At 67.5% G+C, this 15682-nt stretch carries 14 protein-coding genes and 1 tRNA gene; 6 read left to right on the forward strand and 9 right to left on the reverse strand.

Going from position 1 to position 15682, the window contains the following annotated elements:
* The first annotated feature begins 175 nt into the window (after positions 1-175).
* Entirely contained in the window at positions 176-1435 is a 1260-nt protein-coding gene (locus H036_RS0105670) for a lipopolysaccharide biosynthesis protein (protein ID WP_017933812.1), read from the forward strand.
* Positions 1436-1496: 61 nt separating this feature from the next.
* Here the strand turns inward: H036_RS0105670 and polA are convergent, their stop codons facing one another.
* Entirely contained in the window at positions 1497-4205 is a 2709-nt protein-coding gene (polA, locus tag H036_RS0105675; RefSeq protein WP_017933813.1) for a DNA polymerase I, read from the reverse strand.
* A gap of 61 nt (positions 4206-4266) precedes the next feature.
* On the opposite strand from polA, the gene H036_RS0105680 reads away from it, so the two are divergent.
* Positions 4267-4737, forward strand: coding sequence for a hotdog fold thioesterase (locus tag H036_RS0105680; RefSeq protein WP_017933814.1), 471 nt, complete (start codon positions 4267-4269; stop codon positions 4735-4737).
* A gap of 21 nt (positions 4738-4758) precedes the next feature.
* Here H036_RS0105680 and H036_RS0105685 read toward each other — a convergent pair whose 3' ends face one another.
* Positions 4759-5328, reverse strand: a complete 570-nt coding sequence (locus H036_RS0105685; RefSeq protein WP_017933815.1) for a GNAT family N-acetyltransferase — start codon at positions 5326-5328, stop codon at positions 4759-4761.
* A 262-nt stretch (positions 5329-5590) separates the two neighbouring features.
* Between H036_RS0105685 and H036_RS0105690 the strand changes: the two genes are divergently transcribed.
* From H036_RS0105690 to H036_RS0105700, 3 genes are read left to right on the forward strand one after another with little or no spacing between them, the layout of a single operon-like run.
* A complete protein-coding gene (locus H036_RS0105690; RefSeq protein ID WP_017933816.1) occupies positions 5591-6406 on the forward strand; it encodes an ABC transporter substrate-binding protein in 816 nt (271 codons plus the stop codon).
* 4 nt (positions 6407-6410) lie between these two features.
* Positions 6411-7202: an amino acid ABC transporter permease gene (locus tag H036_RS0105695; RefSeq protein ID WP_026145818.1), complete on the forward strand. Its 792-nt coding sequence runs from the start codon at positions 6411-6413 to the stop codon at positions 7200-7202.
* A 38-nt stretch (positions 7203-7240) separates the two neighbouring features.
* Complete coding sequence (locus tag H036_RS0105700) at positions 7241-7954, forward strand: amino acid ABC transporter ATP-binding protein (protein ID WP_017933818.1); 714 nt, start codon at positions 7241-7243, stop codon at positions 7952-7954.
* Between the two features lie 78 nt (positions 7955-8032).
* Here H036_RS0105700 and H036_RS0105705 read toward each other — a convergent pair whose 3' ends face one another.
* The 6 genes from H036_RS0105705 to H036_RS0105730 all read right to left on the reverse strand — a co-directional run bounded on the left by H036_RS0105705 (position 8033) and on the right by H036_RS0105730 (position 13743).
* Complete coding sequence (locus H036_RS0105705) at positions 8033-8755, reverse strand: ABC transporter ATP-binding protein (RefSeq protein WP_026145820.1); 723 nt, start codon at positions 8753-8755, stop codon at positions 8033-8035.
* Positions 8742-9551 (reverse strand): ABC transporter ATP-binding protein, encoded by an 810-nt coding sequence (locus H036_RS0105710; protein WP_017933820.1) that lies wholly within the window; start codon positions 9549-9551, stop codon positions 8742-8744. Before H036_RS0105710 ends, H036_RS0105705 begins: the two co-directional genes overlap by 14 nt.
* The gene (locus tag H036_RS21960; protein ID WP_081615459.1) at positions 9544-10728 is read right to left on the reverse strand and encodes a branched-chain amino acid ABC transporter permease; all 1185 of its coding nucleotides are present in this window, start codon (positions 10726-10728) and stop codon (positions 9544-9546) included. The genes H036_RS0105710 and H036_RS21960 overlap by 8 nt, the downstream gene beginning before the upstream one ends.
* Entirely contained in the window at positions 10725-11714 is a 990-nt protein-coding gene (locus H036_RS0105720; RefSeq protein ID WP_017933822.1) for a branched-chain amino acid ABC transporter permease, read from the reverse strand. The genes H036_RS21960 and H036_RS0105720 overlap by 4 nt, the downstream gene beginning before the upstream one ends.
* A 111-nt stretch (positions 11715-11825) precedes the next feature.
* Positions 11826-12977 carry a branched-chain amino acid ABC transporter substrate-binding protein gene (locus tag H036_RS0105725; RefSeq protein ID WP_017933823.1) on the reverse strand — a complete coding sequence of 384 codons (1152 nt, stop codon included), beginning with the start codon at positions 12975-12977 and terminating at the stop codon, positions 11826-11828.
* 151 nt (positions 12978-13128) lie between these two features.
* Entirely contained in the window at positions 13129-13743 is a 615-nt protein-coding gene (locus H036_RS0105730) for an ANTAR domain-containing response regulator (RefSeq protein WP_017933824.1), read from the reverse strand.
* 70 nt (positions 13744-13813) lie between these two features.
* Here H036_RS0105730 and H036_RS0105735 point away from each other — a divergent pair.
* Positions 13814-13889, forward strand: a tRNA-Leu gene (locus H036_RS0105735).
* A gap of 254 nt (positions 13890-14143) precedes the next feature.
* On the opposite strand, the gene pyk is transcribed toward H036_RS0105735, so the two are convergent.
* Positions 14144-15613: a pyruvate kinase gene (pyk, locus tag H036_RS0105740; RefSeq protein WP_026145822.1), complete on the reverse strand. Its 1470-nt coding sequence runs from the start codon at positions 15611-15613 to the stop codon at positions 14144-14146.
* Positions 15614-15682: the final 69 nt, after the last annotated feature.

A 15682-nucleotide genomic window follows, 5' to 3' on the forward strand; every position in this document is an offset into this window, starting at 1 on the left:
GGAGCGTCTACCCCTCCCACAGGCGCAAACGCTCGAAGTGTAGGGTCCGTCACATTCTTTTCACATTCATCGGGACTTTCGTTGCCGATTTGTGCACGTTGGGTCTGGGTTTGCCAGATCGTTACCTGCCCGCGGCGACCCGTGTCCCTGTCTTCCCTTGGCCTAGGCTCTGCCCGTGACTTTGACCGCCACCCCCTCCGCGCGCTCCAGGCTGCTGTCCTTGCTGCAGGGCAGCGGCGGCCTGGCGATCGCGATCGTGGTCATGAATGTCGCGACGTACGGCTTCCAGATCGCCGCAGCGCACCGGCTCGGTCCCGAGCAGTACGGCGGGGTCGCCGGCCTGATGGCGCTCCTCATGGTGATCGGTGTCGTGCAGCTCGGCCTGCAGGCCACCGCGGCGCGTCGGATCGCGGCGGAACCTGACCACGTCGCCAGCATCGAGCGGCGGATCAAGACGGTCAGCCTGCGCGGCAGCCTCGTCGTGGGCGCGATCATGCTGATCGCGTCGCCGCTGGTGTGGAAGGTGCTGCAGCTCGACAGCATCGTGCCTGCCCTGCTGGTCGCGCTCGTCGCCGTACCCCTGACGATGATGGGCGGCCAGGCCGGCATGCTGCAGGGCGAGCGCCGGTGGCTGCCGCTCTCGCTGCTCTATCTGGCCCTCGGCATCCCACGGCTGGTGATCGGGATCGTCTGCATCCTGATCAGTCCTACCGAGACCTCGGCGATGCTCGGCGTCACGCTGTCGGCGTTCCTCCCGGTGCTGGTGGGCTGGTGGGCGCTGCGCCATCCCCGCCCCGACTCCGCGCCCGCGGGCGCGGAGGAGCACTCGCTGCGCAACGTCGTCGTCGAGACGGTGCGCAGCTCGACCGCGCTGCTGGCTTTCTTCGTGCTCTCCAACCTCGACATCGTGATCGCTCGCAACACCTTGAGCCACCACCAGGCCGGGCTGTACGCGGGCGGCCTGATCATGACCAAGGCGGTGCTGTTCCTGCCGCAGTTCGTGGTGGTGGTGGCGTTCCCGTCGATGTCGACCGAGGGCAGTCAGCGCAGCACGCTGATGCGCAGCCTGATCGCCGTCGGCATCGTCGGTGTGGTCTCGACGCTGGGCGCGTGGCTGCTCTCCGGGTTGGCGATGGTCTTCGTCGGCGGTGCGTCGTACTCCGCCGTGGAGCACCGGCTCTGGCTGTTCGCCGTCATCGGCACGCTGCTCGCGATGCTGCAGATGCTCGTCTACGGCGTCCTCGCGCGCCAGCACCGTGGCGCGTCCTACCTGGTCTGGGGAGCGGCCCTCGCCCTCACCCTGGCGGGCCTCACGACGAACTCAGTGACCAACCTGCTGTTGGTCGTGGTGACGATCGACGCGGTGTTGACCGCCGTCCTGCTGGTGATCAGTCTGCGGAACCTGCGCGACGAGAAGCCCGCCGCGACCGCCTGAGCTCGGAGGGCTCGGAGTGGCCGCCGGGCGACGGCACGCAGCGAGCGCGCGCCCGGTCGCGCTAGTGGGCCGCCTCATGCCAAGAACGGCCCGTTCCCACCGACACGTCCAGCGGTACGGCGAGGGCAGCGGCGCCGCCCATCTGCTCGCGGACCAGCACCTCGAGCGCGTCGTGCTCGCCGGGCGCGACCTCGAACACGAGCTCGTCGTGGACCTGGAGCAGCATCCGGGACGTCAGCCCTGAGGCATCCAGCGCCGCCTGGGTGTTGAGCATGGCGACCTTGATCAGGTCGGCGGCCGACCCTTGGATCGGCGCGTTGAGGGCCATCCGCTCGGCCATCTCGCGACGCTGACGGTTGTCGCTGGTCAGATCGGGCAGATAGCGGCGACGGCCGAGGATGGTCTCGGTGAAGCCGGAGCGCCGAGCCTCGTCGACCACCCCTGCGAGGTAGTCGCGAATGCCACCGAAGGTTTGGAAGTACTCGTCCATCAGGCCGCGCGCCTCTCCCGGCTCGATGCCGAGCTGCTGGGAGAGGCCGAACGCGGACAGGCCGTAGGCGAGGCCGTAGTTCATCGCCTTGATCTTGGCGCGCTGTTCGGAGGAGACCTCCTCGGCGGGCACGCCGAAGACGTGCGAGGCGGTGGTGGCGTGGAAGTCGTGCCCGGACTTGAATGCCTCGATCAGCGCCTCGTCCCCGGACAGGTCGGCCATGATGCGCATCTCGATCTGGCTGTAGTCGGCCGTCATCAGGGACTCATAGCCCGGGCCCACCACGAACCCCTCCCGGATCCGGCGGCCCTCCTCGGTGCGGATCGGGATGTTCTGCAGGTTGGGATCGGTGCTGGAGAGTCGACCGGTTGCCGCGATCGTCTGGTTGAACGTGGTGTGGATGCGGCCGTCAGGTTGCACCGTCTTGAGCAGACCCTCGATCGTCACCCGCAGCCGGGTGACGTCACGGTGGCGCAGCAGGGCGAGGAGGAACGGGTGCTCGGTCTTGACGTAGAGCGCCTGCAGCGCATCGGCATCGGTGGTGTAGCCGGTCTTGGTGCGCTTGGTCTTGGGCATGTCCAGCTCGTCGAAGAGCACGACCTGGAGCTGCTTGGGCGAGCCGAGGTTGATCTCCTTGCCGATCACCGAGTAGGCCTCCTCGGCGGCCTGCTTGACCTCGCCTGCGAAGTGGCGCTCCAGCGACTCGAGGTGGTCGGCGTCGATCGCGATGCCCGTCTGCTCCATCCGGGCGAGGAGACCGAGCAGGGGCAGCTCGAGGTCGGCGAGCAGACGGGTGCCGCCAGCGCCCTCGAGCTCGACGTCGAGCGCCTGCGCCAGGTCGACCACCGCGCGGGCATGGAGCATCCCGGTGGCCGCCAAGTCGTCCGCGCCGCCGTCGAGCTCGTCGAAGAGCGCTCCCTGCCCGTCGTCCGATTCGTGCTTGAGCTCACGCTTGAGGTAGCGCAGCGTCAGGTCGGCCAGGTCATAGGAACGCTGGTCGGGGCGCACCAGGTAAGCGGCCAGGGCGGTGTCGCTGGCCAGCCCGGCGAGCTCCCACCCATGGGCGGCCAGCGCGAGCTGCGGGCCCTTCGCGTCGTGCAGCACCGTGGGGCGGCTCGGATCGGCGAGCCAGCCGGCGAGAGCGGTCTCGTCCTCAGGTGTCAGGTCGGCGACGTCGAGGTATCCCGCACGACCGGCGCCCTCCTGCTCCGGCGCGGTCGCGAACGCGATGCCGTCCACCCGGCCGGTGCCCGAACCCCAGGCACCGCGCACGTAGAGGCCGACGCGGTCGGCGCCGAGGCCGTCGAGGAAGTCGCCGGCCGCCCCCGCGGCGATGCGACGACCGTCGAGCTCGAAGCCGCCCTCCTCGACCTGCTCCTCGCTGGTGAGCGTCTCGAAGAGGCGATCGCGCAGCACTCGGAACTCCAGGCTGTCGAAGAGCGTGTGGACCTCCTGTCGGTCCCACGGCTGCACGGCCAGCTCTGCCGGGCTCCGGCCCAGCTCCAGATCGCAGACCAGCGCGTTGAGCCGACGGTTGCGGATCACGTCGCCGAGGTGGGCCCGCAGGTTGTCGCCGGCCTTGCCCGAGATCTTGTCGGCGTGGGTGATGACGTTGTCGAGGCCGTCGTAGGTGGCGATCCACTTCGCCGCAGTCTTGGGACCGACGCCCGGCACCCCGGGCAGGTTGTCGGAGTCCTCCCCCACCAGTGCCGCCAGCTCGGGATAGCGCTGCGGGGTCACGCCGTACTTGGTCTCGACCGCCTCAGGGGTCATCCGGGACAGGTCGGAGACGCCGCGCATCGGGTAGAGAACCGTCACCTCGTCGCGGACCAGCTGGAGCGAGTCGCGGTCGCCGGTGAGGATGAGGACGTCCATCCCCTGCTCCCGCGCCCGGGTCGCGAGCGTGGCGATGATGTCGTCTGCCTCGAAGCCGTCCTTCTTCAGGAACGGGATGTGCAGCGCGGTCAGGACGTCCTCGATCAGCGGCAGCTGGCTCTTGAACTCGTCAGGCGTCTTGTTCCGCTTCGCCTTGTACTCGCTGTACTGCTCCAGCCGGAAGGTCTGCCGCGAGACGTCGAAGGCGACCGCCACGTGCGTCGGCTGCTCGTCGCGCAGCACGTTGATGAGCATCGAGGTGAAGCCGTAGACGGCGTTGGTGTACTGGCCGGTCGTCGTCGAGAAATTCTCCACCGGCAGCGCGAAGAACGCTCGGTAGGCCAAGGAGTGGCCGTCGAGCAGGAGCAGGCGCGGACGGGCGGGAGAGGCGATCTGGCTCGGCACAGCAGGAGCCTAGACGACACCGCCGACATCTTCGGACGGCGCGTTCTGCCACCATGCTGGCATGACGAACGCGGAGAGCACCGAGACGACCGGGACGACCGGGAACAGCGCCGAGCAGATGCGCGCCTTCATCGACTCCATGCCGCACGGAATGGGTGGACTCAACGACAAGATGGGCGTCGAGCTCCTCGAGGCGAGCCCCGAGCGCGTGGTCGCCACCATGCCGGTCGAGGGCAACACCCAGCCTTACGGGTTGCTCCACGGAGGCGCCTCGATCGCCCTCGCCGAGACCCTCGGGTCCGTCGGCGCGGGGATGCACGCGCACGCGATGGGCAAGCTCGCCGTCGGCGTGGACATCAACGCCACCCATCACCGTTCGGCGACCAGCGGGATCGTCACCGGCGTGGCGACGCCGGCGCACCTGGGTCGGACGTCGGCGACGTTCGAGGTGGTGGTCACCGACGAGCGCGGCAAGCGGGTCTGTACGGCGCGCATCACCTGTGCGCTGATCGACCCGGAGCGGATCGGCTGATCCCCGGACCGGGGGTCTGCCTCAGACCGAGGCCGAGGTGCCGCGCGGGTGCCGCATCGAGCGCCGTGCGGCCAGGACCTGACCGAGGTGCCCGCGGTTGGCCACCGCCCGCTGACCGGCGGTGAGGCGGGAGGTGAGCCGACCGCGCAGCATCGCGGTCGGCGCGACCCGTAAGGTCGCGTGCGAGCCGAACCCCAGCCGGGCCAGGAACCGGTTGCCGTCGCGCGATGTCGACGACGCGGCGGTCATCACGTGGCCGACGCCGAGCTCGTCGGCGAAGGTGACCGCCTCCTCCATCAGCGCACGCCCGACGCCCTTGCGACGTGCCGAGGCCAACACGTGCGGTGCGATCACCTGCACGATCGGCTCCAGGTTGATCGGACTCATGCTCGCGGCACGCAGGAAGACCGCGCCGACGGGCTCGCCGTCGTACTGGGCGATCACGAGACGCTGCTCCGGAGAGACAGCGGCGGCCTTGATGATGACCTCGAGGTCGGCAACCTGATCCTGGCGGTCCGCACGGCGCAGGCTCTCGTGCCAGACCTCCGCCAGGAACAGCGCATCGCCGACCACGGCCTCCCGCAACGTCACGACTGAGCGCGTCACTCCACTACACCCCACTAGTCGCTGGATCCCTTGTGTGCTGGGAGCGCTCCCGTCCTCCCCCGGACTGTTGGGCTCCCAGCGGCAGAGAGTACGCCGCCAGACCCGCTCGGTACACCCTTGACAGAAGTCGCCCAGACTGCATAGATCCGGTGGGGCCGGACGGCGGTGCCACGCCTTGTTACGAACGTGAAAACTCCGTCCTGCAACGGTGCGTCAGAGTCCGACCGCGGGTCTAGGGTGTGCGTCCATGATCAAGCGCACGTTGCTCGGCGTCACCGCCGCAGCCGCCACCCTGATGCTCGCCGCCTGCGGCAGCTCCTCGAACACCGCGACCGACACCTCCTCGACAACAGCAAGCGGCCCGGCCGCCAACCTGTCGCTGGTCTCCTCGGGCACGCTCACCGTGTGCAGCGACGTCCCCTACGCCCCGTTCGAGGACTTCGACAAGTCCGCTCCGTCGGGCTTCAAGGGCTTCGACGTCGACATCGTCTCCAAGATCGCGGGCGACCTCGGCCTCAAGCTGAAGTACCTCGATGAGGACTTCGACGGCCTGCAGAGCGGCCTGACCCTCAACGCCGGCACCTGCGACCTGGTGGCCTCCGCGCTGACCATCACCCCCGACCGCGCCAAGCACCTGGACTTCTCCGACGGCTACTACGACTCCGAGCAGTCGCTGCTGGTGCCGAACGGCTCGTCGATCACCTCCATCGCCGACCTGAAGGGCAAGAAGGTCGGCGTCCAGAAGGGCACCACCGGCAAGGACTACGCCACCCAGCACGCCAGCGGCGCAAGCATCGTCGACTTCCCCAGCGACGCAGAGGAGTTCCAGGCTCTGAAGGCCGGCCAGGTCGACGCGCTGCTGCAGGACCTTCCGGTCAACCTCGCCCACCAGCAGGCCGGCGGCTACAAGGTCGTCGAGACCTACAACACCGGCGAGAAGTACGGCCTGGCCGCGAAGAAGGGCAATACCGGCCTGATCACCGCGGTCAACGCGGACCTGGCCAAGATGCACAGTGACGGGTCGTACGACACGATCTACAACAAGTACTTCTCCACCAAGTGATCTCGTGAAGAGATCAACCAAGCGGCGACTCCGCCAGGGTGGCTTGTACGCCATCCTGGTGGTGGTCGTCGTCTTCCTCGCCGCCTCGGTCAACTGGACGAAGGTCCACGACAACTTCTGGGCGCCCGGCCTGGGAGGCAACTGGCACGACCTGATCCTCACGGGCTTGAAGAACACGGTGATCTATACCGCGATCGCCTTCGGGCTCGGCCTCGTCCTGGCGCTCGCTCTTGCGCTCCTGAAGCTCTCCCCCGTCGCGCCGTACCGCTGGATCGCGACGGTCTACATCGAGATCTTCCGCGGCCTTCCCGCCCTCGTCACCATCCTGCTGATGGCCTTCGCCGTACCGATCGCGTTCGGCTGGCACGTGCCCGGCGGCACCGTCGGCGCAGGCCTTCTGGGCCTGGTGCTGGTGGCGGGCGCCTACATGGCCGAGACCCTGCGCGCCGGGCTGCAAGCGGTGCCGAAGGGTCAGGCTGAGGCGGCCCGCTCCCTGGGCATGGGGCCCGTCGCGACGATGGCGCACGTCATCATCCCGCAGGCGTTCCGGGTCATCATCCCGCCGCTGACGAACGAGTTCGTGCTGCTGATCAAGGACACCTCGCTGCTCTCGATCGTGGGGGCGACCGCCGGTCAGCGGGAGCTGACGAACGTCGCGCGTGACTTCCTGACCTCGGGTCCCACAGCGGGCACCGGGACAAGCCTCACCCAGGTCGCGATCCTGTACCTGGTCATCTCCCTTCCCCTCACCCGCCTGGTGGCGTGGTTGGAGAAGCGTCAGCAGAGGGCTCGGTGAGTGCCGTGACGGTAGAAGCGACGTCAGCAGCGATCCATGTGAGCGCCCTGCACAAGTACTTCGGCGAGAACGAGGTGCTCAAGGGCATCGACTTCCAGGTTGATGCGGGCCAGGTCGTGTGCGTGATCGGCCCCTCCGGTTCGGGGAAGTCGACGCTGCTGCGCTGCGTCAACCGCCTCGAGGAGCCGACGAGCGGCCAGATCCTCGTCGAGGGCATCGACATCACCGATCCCGAGACGGACCTGGACAAGGTCCGCGCCCGGATCGGAATGGTCTTCCAGCAGTTCAACCTCTTCCCGCACATGACGGTGCTGCAGAACCTCTGCATCGCCCAGCGGACCGCGAAGAGGCGTTCCAAGGCCGAGGCCGTCGAGGTCGCGCGAGCCAACCTCGCCAAGGTCGGCCTGGCGGAGAAGGAGTCGGCCTACCCGGCCCACCTCTCCGGCGGCCAGCAGCAGCGGGTCGCGATCGCGCGGGCACTGTCGATGGATCCCGACATGATGCTCTTCGACGAGCCCACCTCCGCGCTCGACCCCGAGCTCGTGGGCGACGTCCTGGCGATCATGAAGCAACTCGCCGCCGAGGGCATGACGATGATGGTCGTCACCCACGAGATGGGCTTCGCCCGCGAGGTCGGCGACAAGCTGGTCTTCATGGACGGCGGCGTGATCGTCGAGGAGGGCGATCCGCGCGAGGTGCTCGCGGACCCGAAGCACGATCGCACCAAGGCGTTCCTGTCCAAGGTGCTCTGAGCAGCAAACCCGCGCACGACGTACGACGAGGGCCCCAGCCGATATCGGCTGGGGCCCTCGCGCTGTGCTGGGTTGCTCTCAGAGGTCTCCACCCAGATAGGCGGCCTTCACCGAGCCGTCCTTGGCCAGCTCAGCACCGGTCCCGGACCGGACGATGGAGCCGGTCTCGAGGATGTGGGCGGAGTCGGCCCGCTTGAGCGCCTGAGCAGCGTTCTGCTCCACGAGAAGCACCGTGGTGCCCTGTGCCTTGATCTCGTCGATGATCGAGAAGATCTGCGCGATCAGCTTGGGCGCCAGCCCCATGGAAGGCTCGTCGAGCAGCACCAGCTTCGGCCGCGCCATCAGGGCGCGTCCCATCGCCAGCATCTGCTGCTCGCCACCCGACATCGTGCCGGCGACCTGGCTGACTCTCTCGAGCAGGCGCGGGAAGAGCTCGAAGACCCGGTCAAGGTCGGCCTTGTACGCGGCCGTCTTGGTATCGGTGCGGACGTAGGCGCCCATCTCGAGGTTCTCCCGCACGGTCATGCCGGGGAAGATGCCACGCCCCTCGGGTGACTGGCTCAGCCCCATCTTCACCCGCTCGTAGGGAGGCAGCCCGGTGATGTCCCGGCCGTCGAAGACGATCTTGCCCGCTCGCACGGGGCGCAGTCCCGAGATCGTCTTCAGTGTCGTCGTCTTGCCCGCGCCATTGGCTCCGATCAGGGTCGAGATCGAACCCTCCTCCACATCGAAGGTGATGTCGCGGACGGCCTCGATGTGTCCGTAGTTCACACACAGGCCCTGCACCTCAAGAAGCGGCATCGTCGTCGTCCTCCTCCACGCCCAGATAGGCAGCGATCACAGCAGGGTTCTCCCGCACCTCGGCCGGCGTACCCTCGGCGATCTTGCGACCGAACTCCAAGACCACGATCCGATCGGTGACGCCCATGACGAGCCGCATGTCGTGCTCGATGAGCAGCACGGTGTAGCCCCGGTCGCGAACCTTGCGGATCAGCTCCATCAGTCGCTGCTTCTCCGCGGGGTTGAACCCCGCCGCGGGCTCGTCGAGGCAGAGCAGCTTCGGCTTCGTGGCCAGTGCCCGCGCGATCTCGAGCCGGCGCTGGTCGCCATAGGAGAGGTTGGCCGCCAGCTCGTCCGCGCGACCGCCGACGCCGACGAACTTCAACAGCTCGCGGGCCTCCTCGATCGCCGCCGACTCCGTACGTCGATGCCGCGGAGTCCGGAACAGGGCGTTGAGGACCCCGACCTTGCTGTGCGCATCCGCCCCCACCATGACGTTCTCGAGGGCCGTCATGGTCTTGAAGAGCCGGATGTTCTGGAAGGTGCGCGCGATGCCCAGCTTGGTGATCTGATGCCGCTGCATCTTCGCCAGCGGGCTCCCGGCGAAGCGGACCTGACCGCTCGTCGCCTGGTAGACGCCCGTCATCACGTTGAAGCAGGTGGTCTTGCCGGCACCGTTCGGCCCGATCAGACCGAGGATCTCCCCCTCCTTGATGTCGAAGGTGACTCCGTCCAACGCGGTGAGTCCACCGAACTTGATGGTGACGTCGTCGACCTCGAGCAGTGCCCTGCGGGTGTCGGTGGTCTCCTCAGACATCGACTGCCTCTCCTTCCAGTTCCTCGATCTGGGCCTCGGCGGCCAAGGCCCGACGGGTGCGTCGTGGCGGGAAGATGCCCTGGGGTCGCCAGATGGCGAGGGCCATGAGCGCCAGTCCGAACACGAGCATGCGCCAGTCCGAGAAGCTCCGGAAGCGGTCGGGCAGGTAGGCCACCAGCACGCCGCCGAAGGCGGCGCCCCAACGGTTGCCGGCACCGCCGACGATGACGGCGGCGACGAAGAGCTCGGAGAGCAGCAGCAGGAACGTCGCCGGTGAGATGAAGCCGTTGCGGGTGGCGTAGAACGCCCCTGACAACCCGCCGACGGCAGCCCCGAGGGCGAAGGCGAGCAGCTTGAACTTGAAGGTCGGCACGCCCATCAGCTCAGCAGCGTCCTCGTCCTCACGAGTCGCCTCCCACGCCCGGCCCACGCGACTGTTCTTCACCAGGATGTCAGCGATGATCACGATGAAGAACGCGGTCACGATCATCCAGTAGAACGGGATCGCGTCGATCGGGCCGAACTTCAGGAACGGCGTCTTGTGGCCCACGTCGATGATGTTCGGGAAGGTGCCCCAGGACAGGTGCGGGACCTGGAAGAGCCCACCGCCCTGCCCTGGCGCGTTGGGGCCGATGTTCGGTGGGGCAGGGATGTTGTCGATGCCCTGCGCGGCGCCGAGCCAGTGCGTGTTGACGATGACGAGCCGGATGATCTCACCGAAACCCAGCGTGACGATCGCCAGATAGTCACCGCGCACACGCAGGGTCGGCGCGCCCAGGATCAGACCGCTGAGCATGGTGACAGCGATGGCCACCGGCAGTGCGAGCAGGAACGGCCAGTGGAAGTGGTACGTCGTCAAGATGCCGGTGGTGTAGGCGCCGATGGCATAGAAGCCGACGTACCCCAGGTCGAGCAGCCCGGCGTATCCGATCACGATGTTGAGACCGACGGCGATCAAGGCGTACGCCGCTGCATCGAACATCACGCCGCCGAAGTCGACACCCGAGGTCGTGATGACGGGCAGATTGAGCAATGGGAGCGCGTAGACGAAGACGATGCCGACAGCGATGAGGGCCACCCTCGTCGGCTTGTTGTCAAGGAGCCCACCGAGCCAGCCCCTGAAGGCACTCCAGCCCCTACTGAGACCGGACGGGGCGAAGTCGTAGTAGCGATTCATGCGCGTGCCTTCCCGAGGGACTCGCCGAGCAGGCCCTGCGGCCGGATCAGCAGGATCACGACGAGGAGCACGAAGGCGACGACGTCCTTCCACTGGCTGCCGAGGAACGCCGATCCCCAGTTCTCGGCCACGCCGAGGATCAGACCGCCGAGGAGAGCACCGCGAAGGTTGCCGATGCCGCCCATGACGGCTGCGGTGAACGCCTTGACACCGAAGATGAAGCCTGCATCGTTGCGCGTGCTACCGATGCGCAGCATGTAGAGCGTCGCCGCGGCGCCGGCCATCAGGCCGCCGAGGAAGAAGGTGAGCTGGATGACTCGGGTGGAGTTCACCCCCATCAGGGCCGCCGACTCCGGGTCCTGGGCGACGGCACGGATGCCGCGGCCGAAGCGGGTCCGGCTGACGAAGACCTGCAGCGCGAACATCATGCCGAGCGCCGCGACGATCGTGATCACATCGATGTCGGTCACCGTGTAGTCACCGATGGTGAACAAGCCCTTGGGATTGATCTGCACGGGCATGGTGTAGTTGTTGCGGGCGTTCCCCACGTAGTTGCCCAGATTGTCCTCGAGGCCGAACCACGCCGCGATCCGGTCGCGCAGCCCCATCGCCTCCGATAGCACGAACGACGCGCCGATAGCGGAGATGAGCGCGATCAGCTTCGGCGCGTTCTTCTTGATCAACGGCCGGTAGGCCACGCGTTCGAGGAGCAGGGCGACGCCGCCGGAGACCAGCATCGCCACGACCAGGGCGATGAGCAGGAAGCCGATCTCGCCGCCGATGCTATTGACGCCGGTCTGGTCGAAGAAGACGAAGACCCAGGCAGTTGCGAAGGTGCCGTACATGAACACTTCGGAGTGTGCGAAGTTGATGAGCTGAAGGACGCCGTAGACCATCGTGTAGCCGAGGGCGACGAGGGCGTAGATCGAACCTAGTACGAGACCGGTGATCGTCAGCTCGAAGAATTGGTGCGTGAAGGTATGCACAGGTGAGGTCTCTCCACTCTGCTGCAGTTGACGGGCAGGCACACGCGGTGGCGGGTCCGCGGCCGCGGCTGATGAGCCTCGGCCGCGGACCCGTCGCGGTGCCTCAGCGGATCACTTGATAGGTGCCGGGTTGGCCGTGTCGAGCTGGCCGTTCTTGACGCTGTAGGCGTAGATCGTCGACGTCTGGATGTCGCCCTTGGAGTCGAACTTGATCGGACCGCTCACGCCGGTGCCCGAGTAGTTGGTCACGAAGTCATTCATCTTCGACAGCGAGGTGTCCCCCGCGTCGATGCCGGCGAGGAAGATGTTCGCCGCGTCGTAGGACTGGGTGGAGTACAGGCCCGCGGTCTTGCCCGGGTTGGCCGAGGCGTACTTGGTGCCGAAGTCGGCCGGGGCCGGAGCAGCCGGGGCCGAGAGGACAGCACCCTCGGCGGCCTGCGAGCCGGCGACCTTGACGAACGCCGGGTCCTCGGAGCCGTCACCGGACATGAACAGGCCCTTCCAGCCAGCCTGGCGCAGCTGCTTGACCAGGAGGCCCGACTCGGCGTAGTAGCCGCCGTAGAAGACGGCGTCGGCGCCGGAGCCCTTGATCTTGGTCACGGTCGCGGAGAAGTCCGTCTGACCCGTCTGGACCTCGTCGTTGCCGACCGGCTTGAGGCCCTTGCGGACGACGTCCGCCAGTCCCTTGCCGTAGACCGAGGCGTCATCGACGACGAAGACCTTCTTGCCCGTCAGGTACTTCGCGTCGGCGGCGCCCTGGGCCGAGTCGTTTCCGATGACACGGTGCCAGGTGGTCCAGCCCTGCTCCGTCAGGTCGACCTCGGTCGCCGACGGGGAGATCGACGGCAGACCGGCGCTGAAGAACGTCTTGCCGGTGGCCTTCGACTCACCCGAGAAGCCGGGACCGATCAGGCCCACGACCTTGGTGTCGTTGACGACGTTCAGCGCGAGCTTGCTCGCCTGGTCCGGGTCGCCCTGGGAGTCGAAGGTCTTGACAGTCACCTTGCAATCCGCGTGCTTGGCGTTGTACTCCGACAACGCGGTGTTGATGCCGCCGAGCATGTTCTGGCCGAGAGCGCCGTTCGGGCCGGTGAGCGCCCCCATGTAGGCGATCTCGTAGTGACCGCATGAGCCGCTGCCGGAAGAGTTGCCGGAGCCGGCGTTCGCGCTGTTGTTGCCTCCGGTGGTGCCACAAGCGCTCAGGGCGAGCGCAGCGACACCGGCCAGCGCGAACACGCGCGCGGTCTTCTTGGTTCCCGTCATGGGTAGGTCCTCCACTGTTTCACTGGGACGTGATCGGGCGAATGTACCCACAGCGTGGACCTGCGTGCGACCCAAGTCACAAAAACGCGTCATTACGAGGCTGAAGCGTTACCTGCGCGACTCATACGACGGCGCACGACGGTCGTGACGTTTACTCGGGCGCAGCACTGCCCGCAGCGCGCGGGCCGTGCTCGAGGACACCGTCGGCGACCTGACGCATCGAGAGCCGCAGGTCCATCGCCGTCTTCTGGATCCAACGGAACGACTCGGACTCGGTGAGGCTGAGCTGCTCCTGCAGCACGCTCTTCGCGCGGTCGATCACCTTGCGCGTCTCCAGCCGCTCCGTCAGCCCGGCGACCTCGGCCTCGAGCTGGGCGAGCTCCTGGAAGCGACTGACGGCCAGCTCGATCGCCGGGACCAGGTCGCTGGGGTTGAACGGCTTGACCAGATAGGCCATCGCACCGGCGTCGCGGGCCCGCTCGACCAGGTCTCGCTGCGAGAACGCTGTCAACATCACCACCGGTGCGATCCGCTGGCGGGCCACCTGCTCGGCGGCGGCGATGCCGTCGAGGATCGGCATCTTCACGTCGAGGATGACCAGGTCCGGCCGCAGCTCCTCGGCGAGGCGGATCGCCTCCTGGCCATCGCCGGCCTCGCCGACGACGTCGTACCCCTCGTCGGTCAGCATCTCCTTGAGGTCCATCCGGATCAGGACCTCGTCCTCGGCGATGACGACGCGGCGGGCAGTGCTCGGGCTCTCGGTCACGAGCGAAAGATTAGCGGGACTCCCTGAGTCGGCGTCGGCCGCGGTGTTCCGGTAGGTTGTGCGAGCGTTGGCCCCGGTACTCCAACGGCAGAGAGAGTGTGCTCAAACCACATACAGTGTCGGTTCGAATCCGACTCGGGGCACCACACAGACCGCGACCGCTGCAAGCGTGCAGACATGCCTCCGCTGCGACGTGGCAAAGGCTCCGGCCCTCCTGGCACACGGGGTAGCGTCGCGTCGATGCGCTGGCAGTCACCAACGCACCGATGCATCCGAAGAGGCCGCCCTCACTCCTGGGTACGCCGGGTGCGTGCATCGCAAGACGGAGGAGCGAAGGCGGCCTTTGATCGGAGCGGCCCGTCGAGCGACGACAACGCCGCGAGGTGCGTTGCCGGCGCCCTCAGGAGCGGCGGTACGCCGGGGCGACCTCATTGATCGCGTCGCCGATCCGGTGGATGCGCAGCGCGTTGGTGGAGCCGGGGATTCCCGGCGGCGAGCCGGCGATGATCACCACCAGGTCGCCCTCCTCGACCCCGCCGAGCTGGAGCAGCTGCTCGTCGACCTGTCGCACCATCTCGTCGGTGTGCTCGACCTCGGCGGTCTTGAAGGTCTCGACACCCCAGCTCAGCGCGAGCTGCGAGCGGACCGAGGGGAACGGCGTGAACGCGAGCAGCGGGATCGGTCCGCGCAGTCGGGCCAGGCGACGGGCCGAGTCGCCGGAGGTGGTGAAGGCGACGAGGAACCTGGCGCCGACCCGCTCGGCGACCTCCTCGGCGGCCTTGGCGATCACGCCGGAGCGGGTGTGCGGGTCCCAGCTGATCTGGGAGAGGTGCCCGACGCCGGAGCCGCCGGCGGCGAAGGCGTGTCCCTCGGTCGCGGAGATGATCCGGGCCATCGTCTCGACGGTGTGGATGGGGTATTCGCCCACGCTGGTCTCGGCCGAGAGCATCACCGCGTCGGCACCGTCGAGCACCGCGTTGGCTACGTCGTTGGCCTCAGCGCGGGTCGGCTGGGGGTTGGCCACCATCGAGTCGAGCATCTGGGTGGCGACGATGACCGGCTTGGCGTTGAGGCGGGCCTTCTCGACGATCCGCTTCTGCAGGAAGGGGACCTCCTCGAGCGGGCACTCCACGCCGAGATCGCCTCGGGCGACCATGAACATGTCGAAGGCGTCGATGACCTCGTCGAGGTTGTCCACCGCCTGCGGCTTCTCGATCTTGGCGATGATCGGGACCATCCGGCCGACCTCGCGCATGATCTCGCGCACGTCCTCGGCGTCCTTGGCGTTGCGCACGAAGCTCAGCGCGATCATGTCCACGCCGAGCTCGAGGGCGAACTTGAGGTCGTCGATGTCCTTCTCGCTCAGCGCGGGCACGGAGACGGCCACGCCGGGAAGGTTGATGCCCTTGTGGTTGCTCACCGGGCCGCCGACGAGCACCTCGGTGACCACGTCGGTGCCGTTCTCGACGGCGGTGACGCGCAGCCGCACCTTGCCGTCATCGATGAGCAGCGGGTCACCGACGCTCACGTCGCCCGGCAGGCCCTTGTACGTCGTACCGCTGATCGTGTCGTCGCCCTCGACATCACGGGTCGTGATCGTCCAGCTCTGCCCGCGGCGGAGCGTCACCGGGCCATTCGCGAACGTCTCCAGCCGGATCTTCGGGCCCTGAAGGTCGGCGAAGATGCCGACGCCGCGGCCACTCGACGCCGCGGCCTCTCGCACCATCCGGTAGCTCTCGGCGTGGTCGGCATGGGCACCGTGACTCATGTTGAGCCGCGCCACATCCATCCCCGCATAGACCAACTCACGGATCCGGCGCTCGGTCCCGACGGCCGGCCCCAACGTACACACGATCTTCGCTCGCCTCACGGAGTAGAGCCTAGCGGGAATGGAACGTTCCAATGAGAGTCGGGCCACGGACTGGTGGGTAACAAATGG

Source organism: Nocardioides sp. Iso805N, assembly GCF_000364605.1.
In the GTDB taxonomy this organism is placed as follows: Bacteria; Actinomycetota; Actinomycetes; order Propionibacteriales; family Nocardioidaceae; genus Nocardioides.

Excerpts from the sequence above, each read along its gene's own strand:
- H036_RS0105680 (WP_017933814.1), top strand. The coding sequence starts at position 4,267 with ATGACGAACGCGGAGAGCACCGAGACGACCGGGACGACCGGGAACAGC.
- H036_RS0105690 (WP_017933816.1), top strand. The coding sequence starts at position 5,591 with ATGATCAAGCGCACGTTGCTCGGCGTCACCGCCGCAGCCGCCACCCTG.
- H036_RS0105705 (WP_026145820.1), bottom strand. The coding sequence starts at position 8,755 with ATGCCGCTTCTTGAGGTGCAGGGCCTGTGTGTGAACTACGGACACATC.
- H036_RS0105710 (WP_017933820.1), bottom strand. The coding sequence starts at position 9,551 with ATGTCTGAGGAGACCACCGACACCCGCAGGGCACTGCTCGAGGTCGAC.
- H036_RS21960 (WP_081615459.1), bottom strand. The coding sequence starts at position 10,728 with ATGAATCGCTACTACGACTTCGCCCCGTCCGGTCTCAGTAGGGGCTGG.
- H036_RS0105725 (WP_017933823.1), bottom strand. The coding sequence starts at position 12,977 with ATGACGGGAACCAAGAAGACCGCGCGCGTGTTCGCGCTGGCCGGTGTC.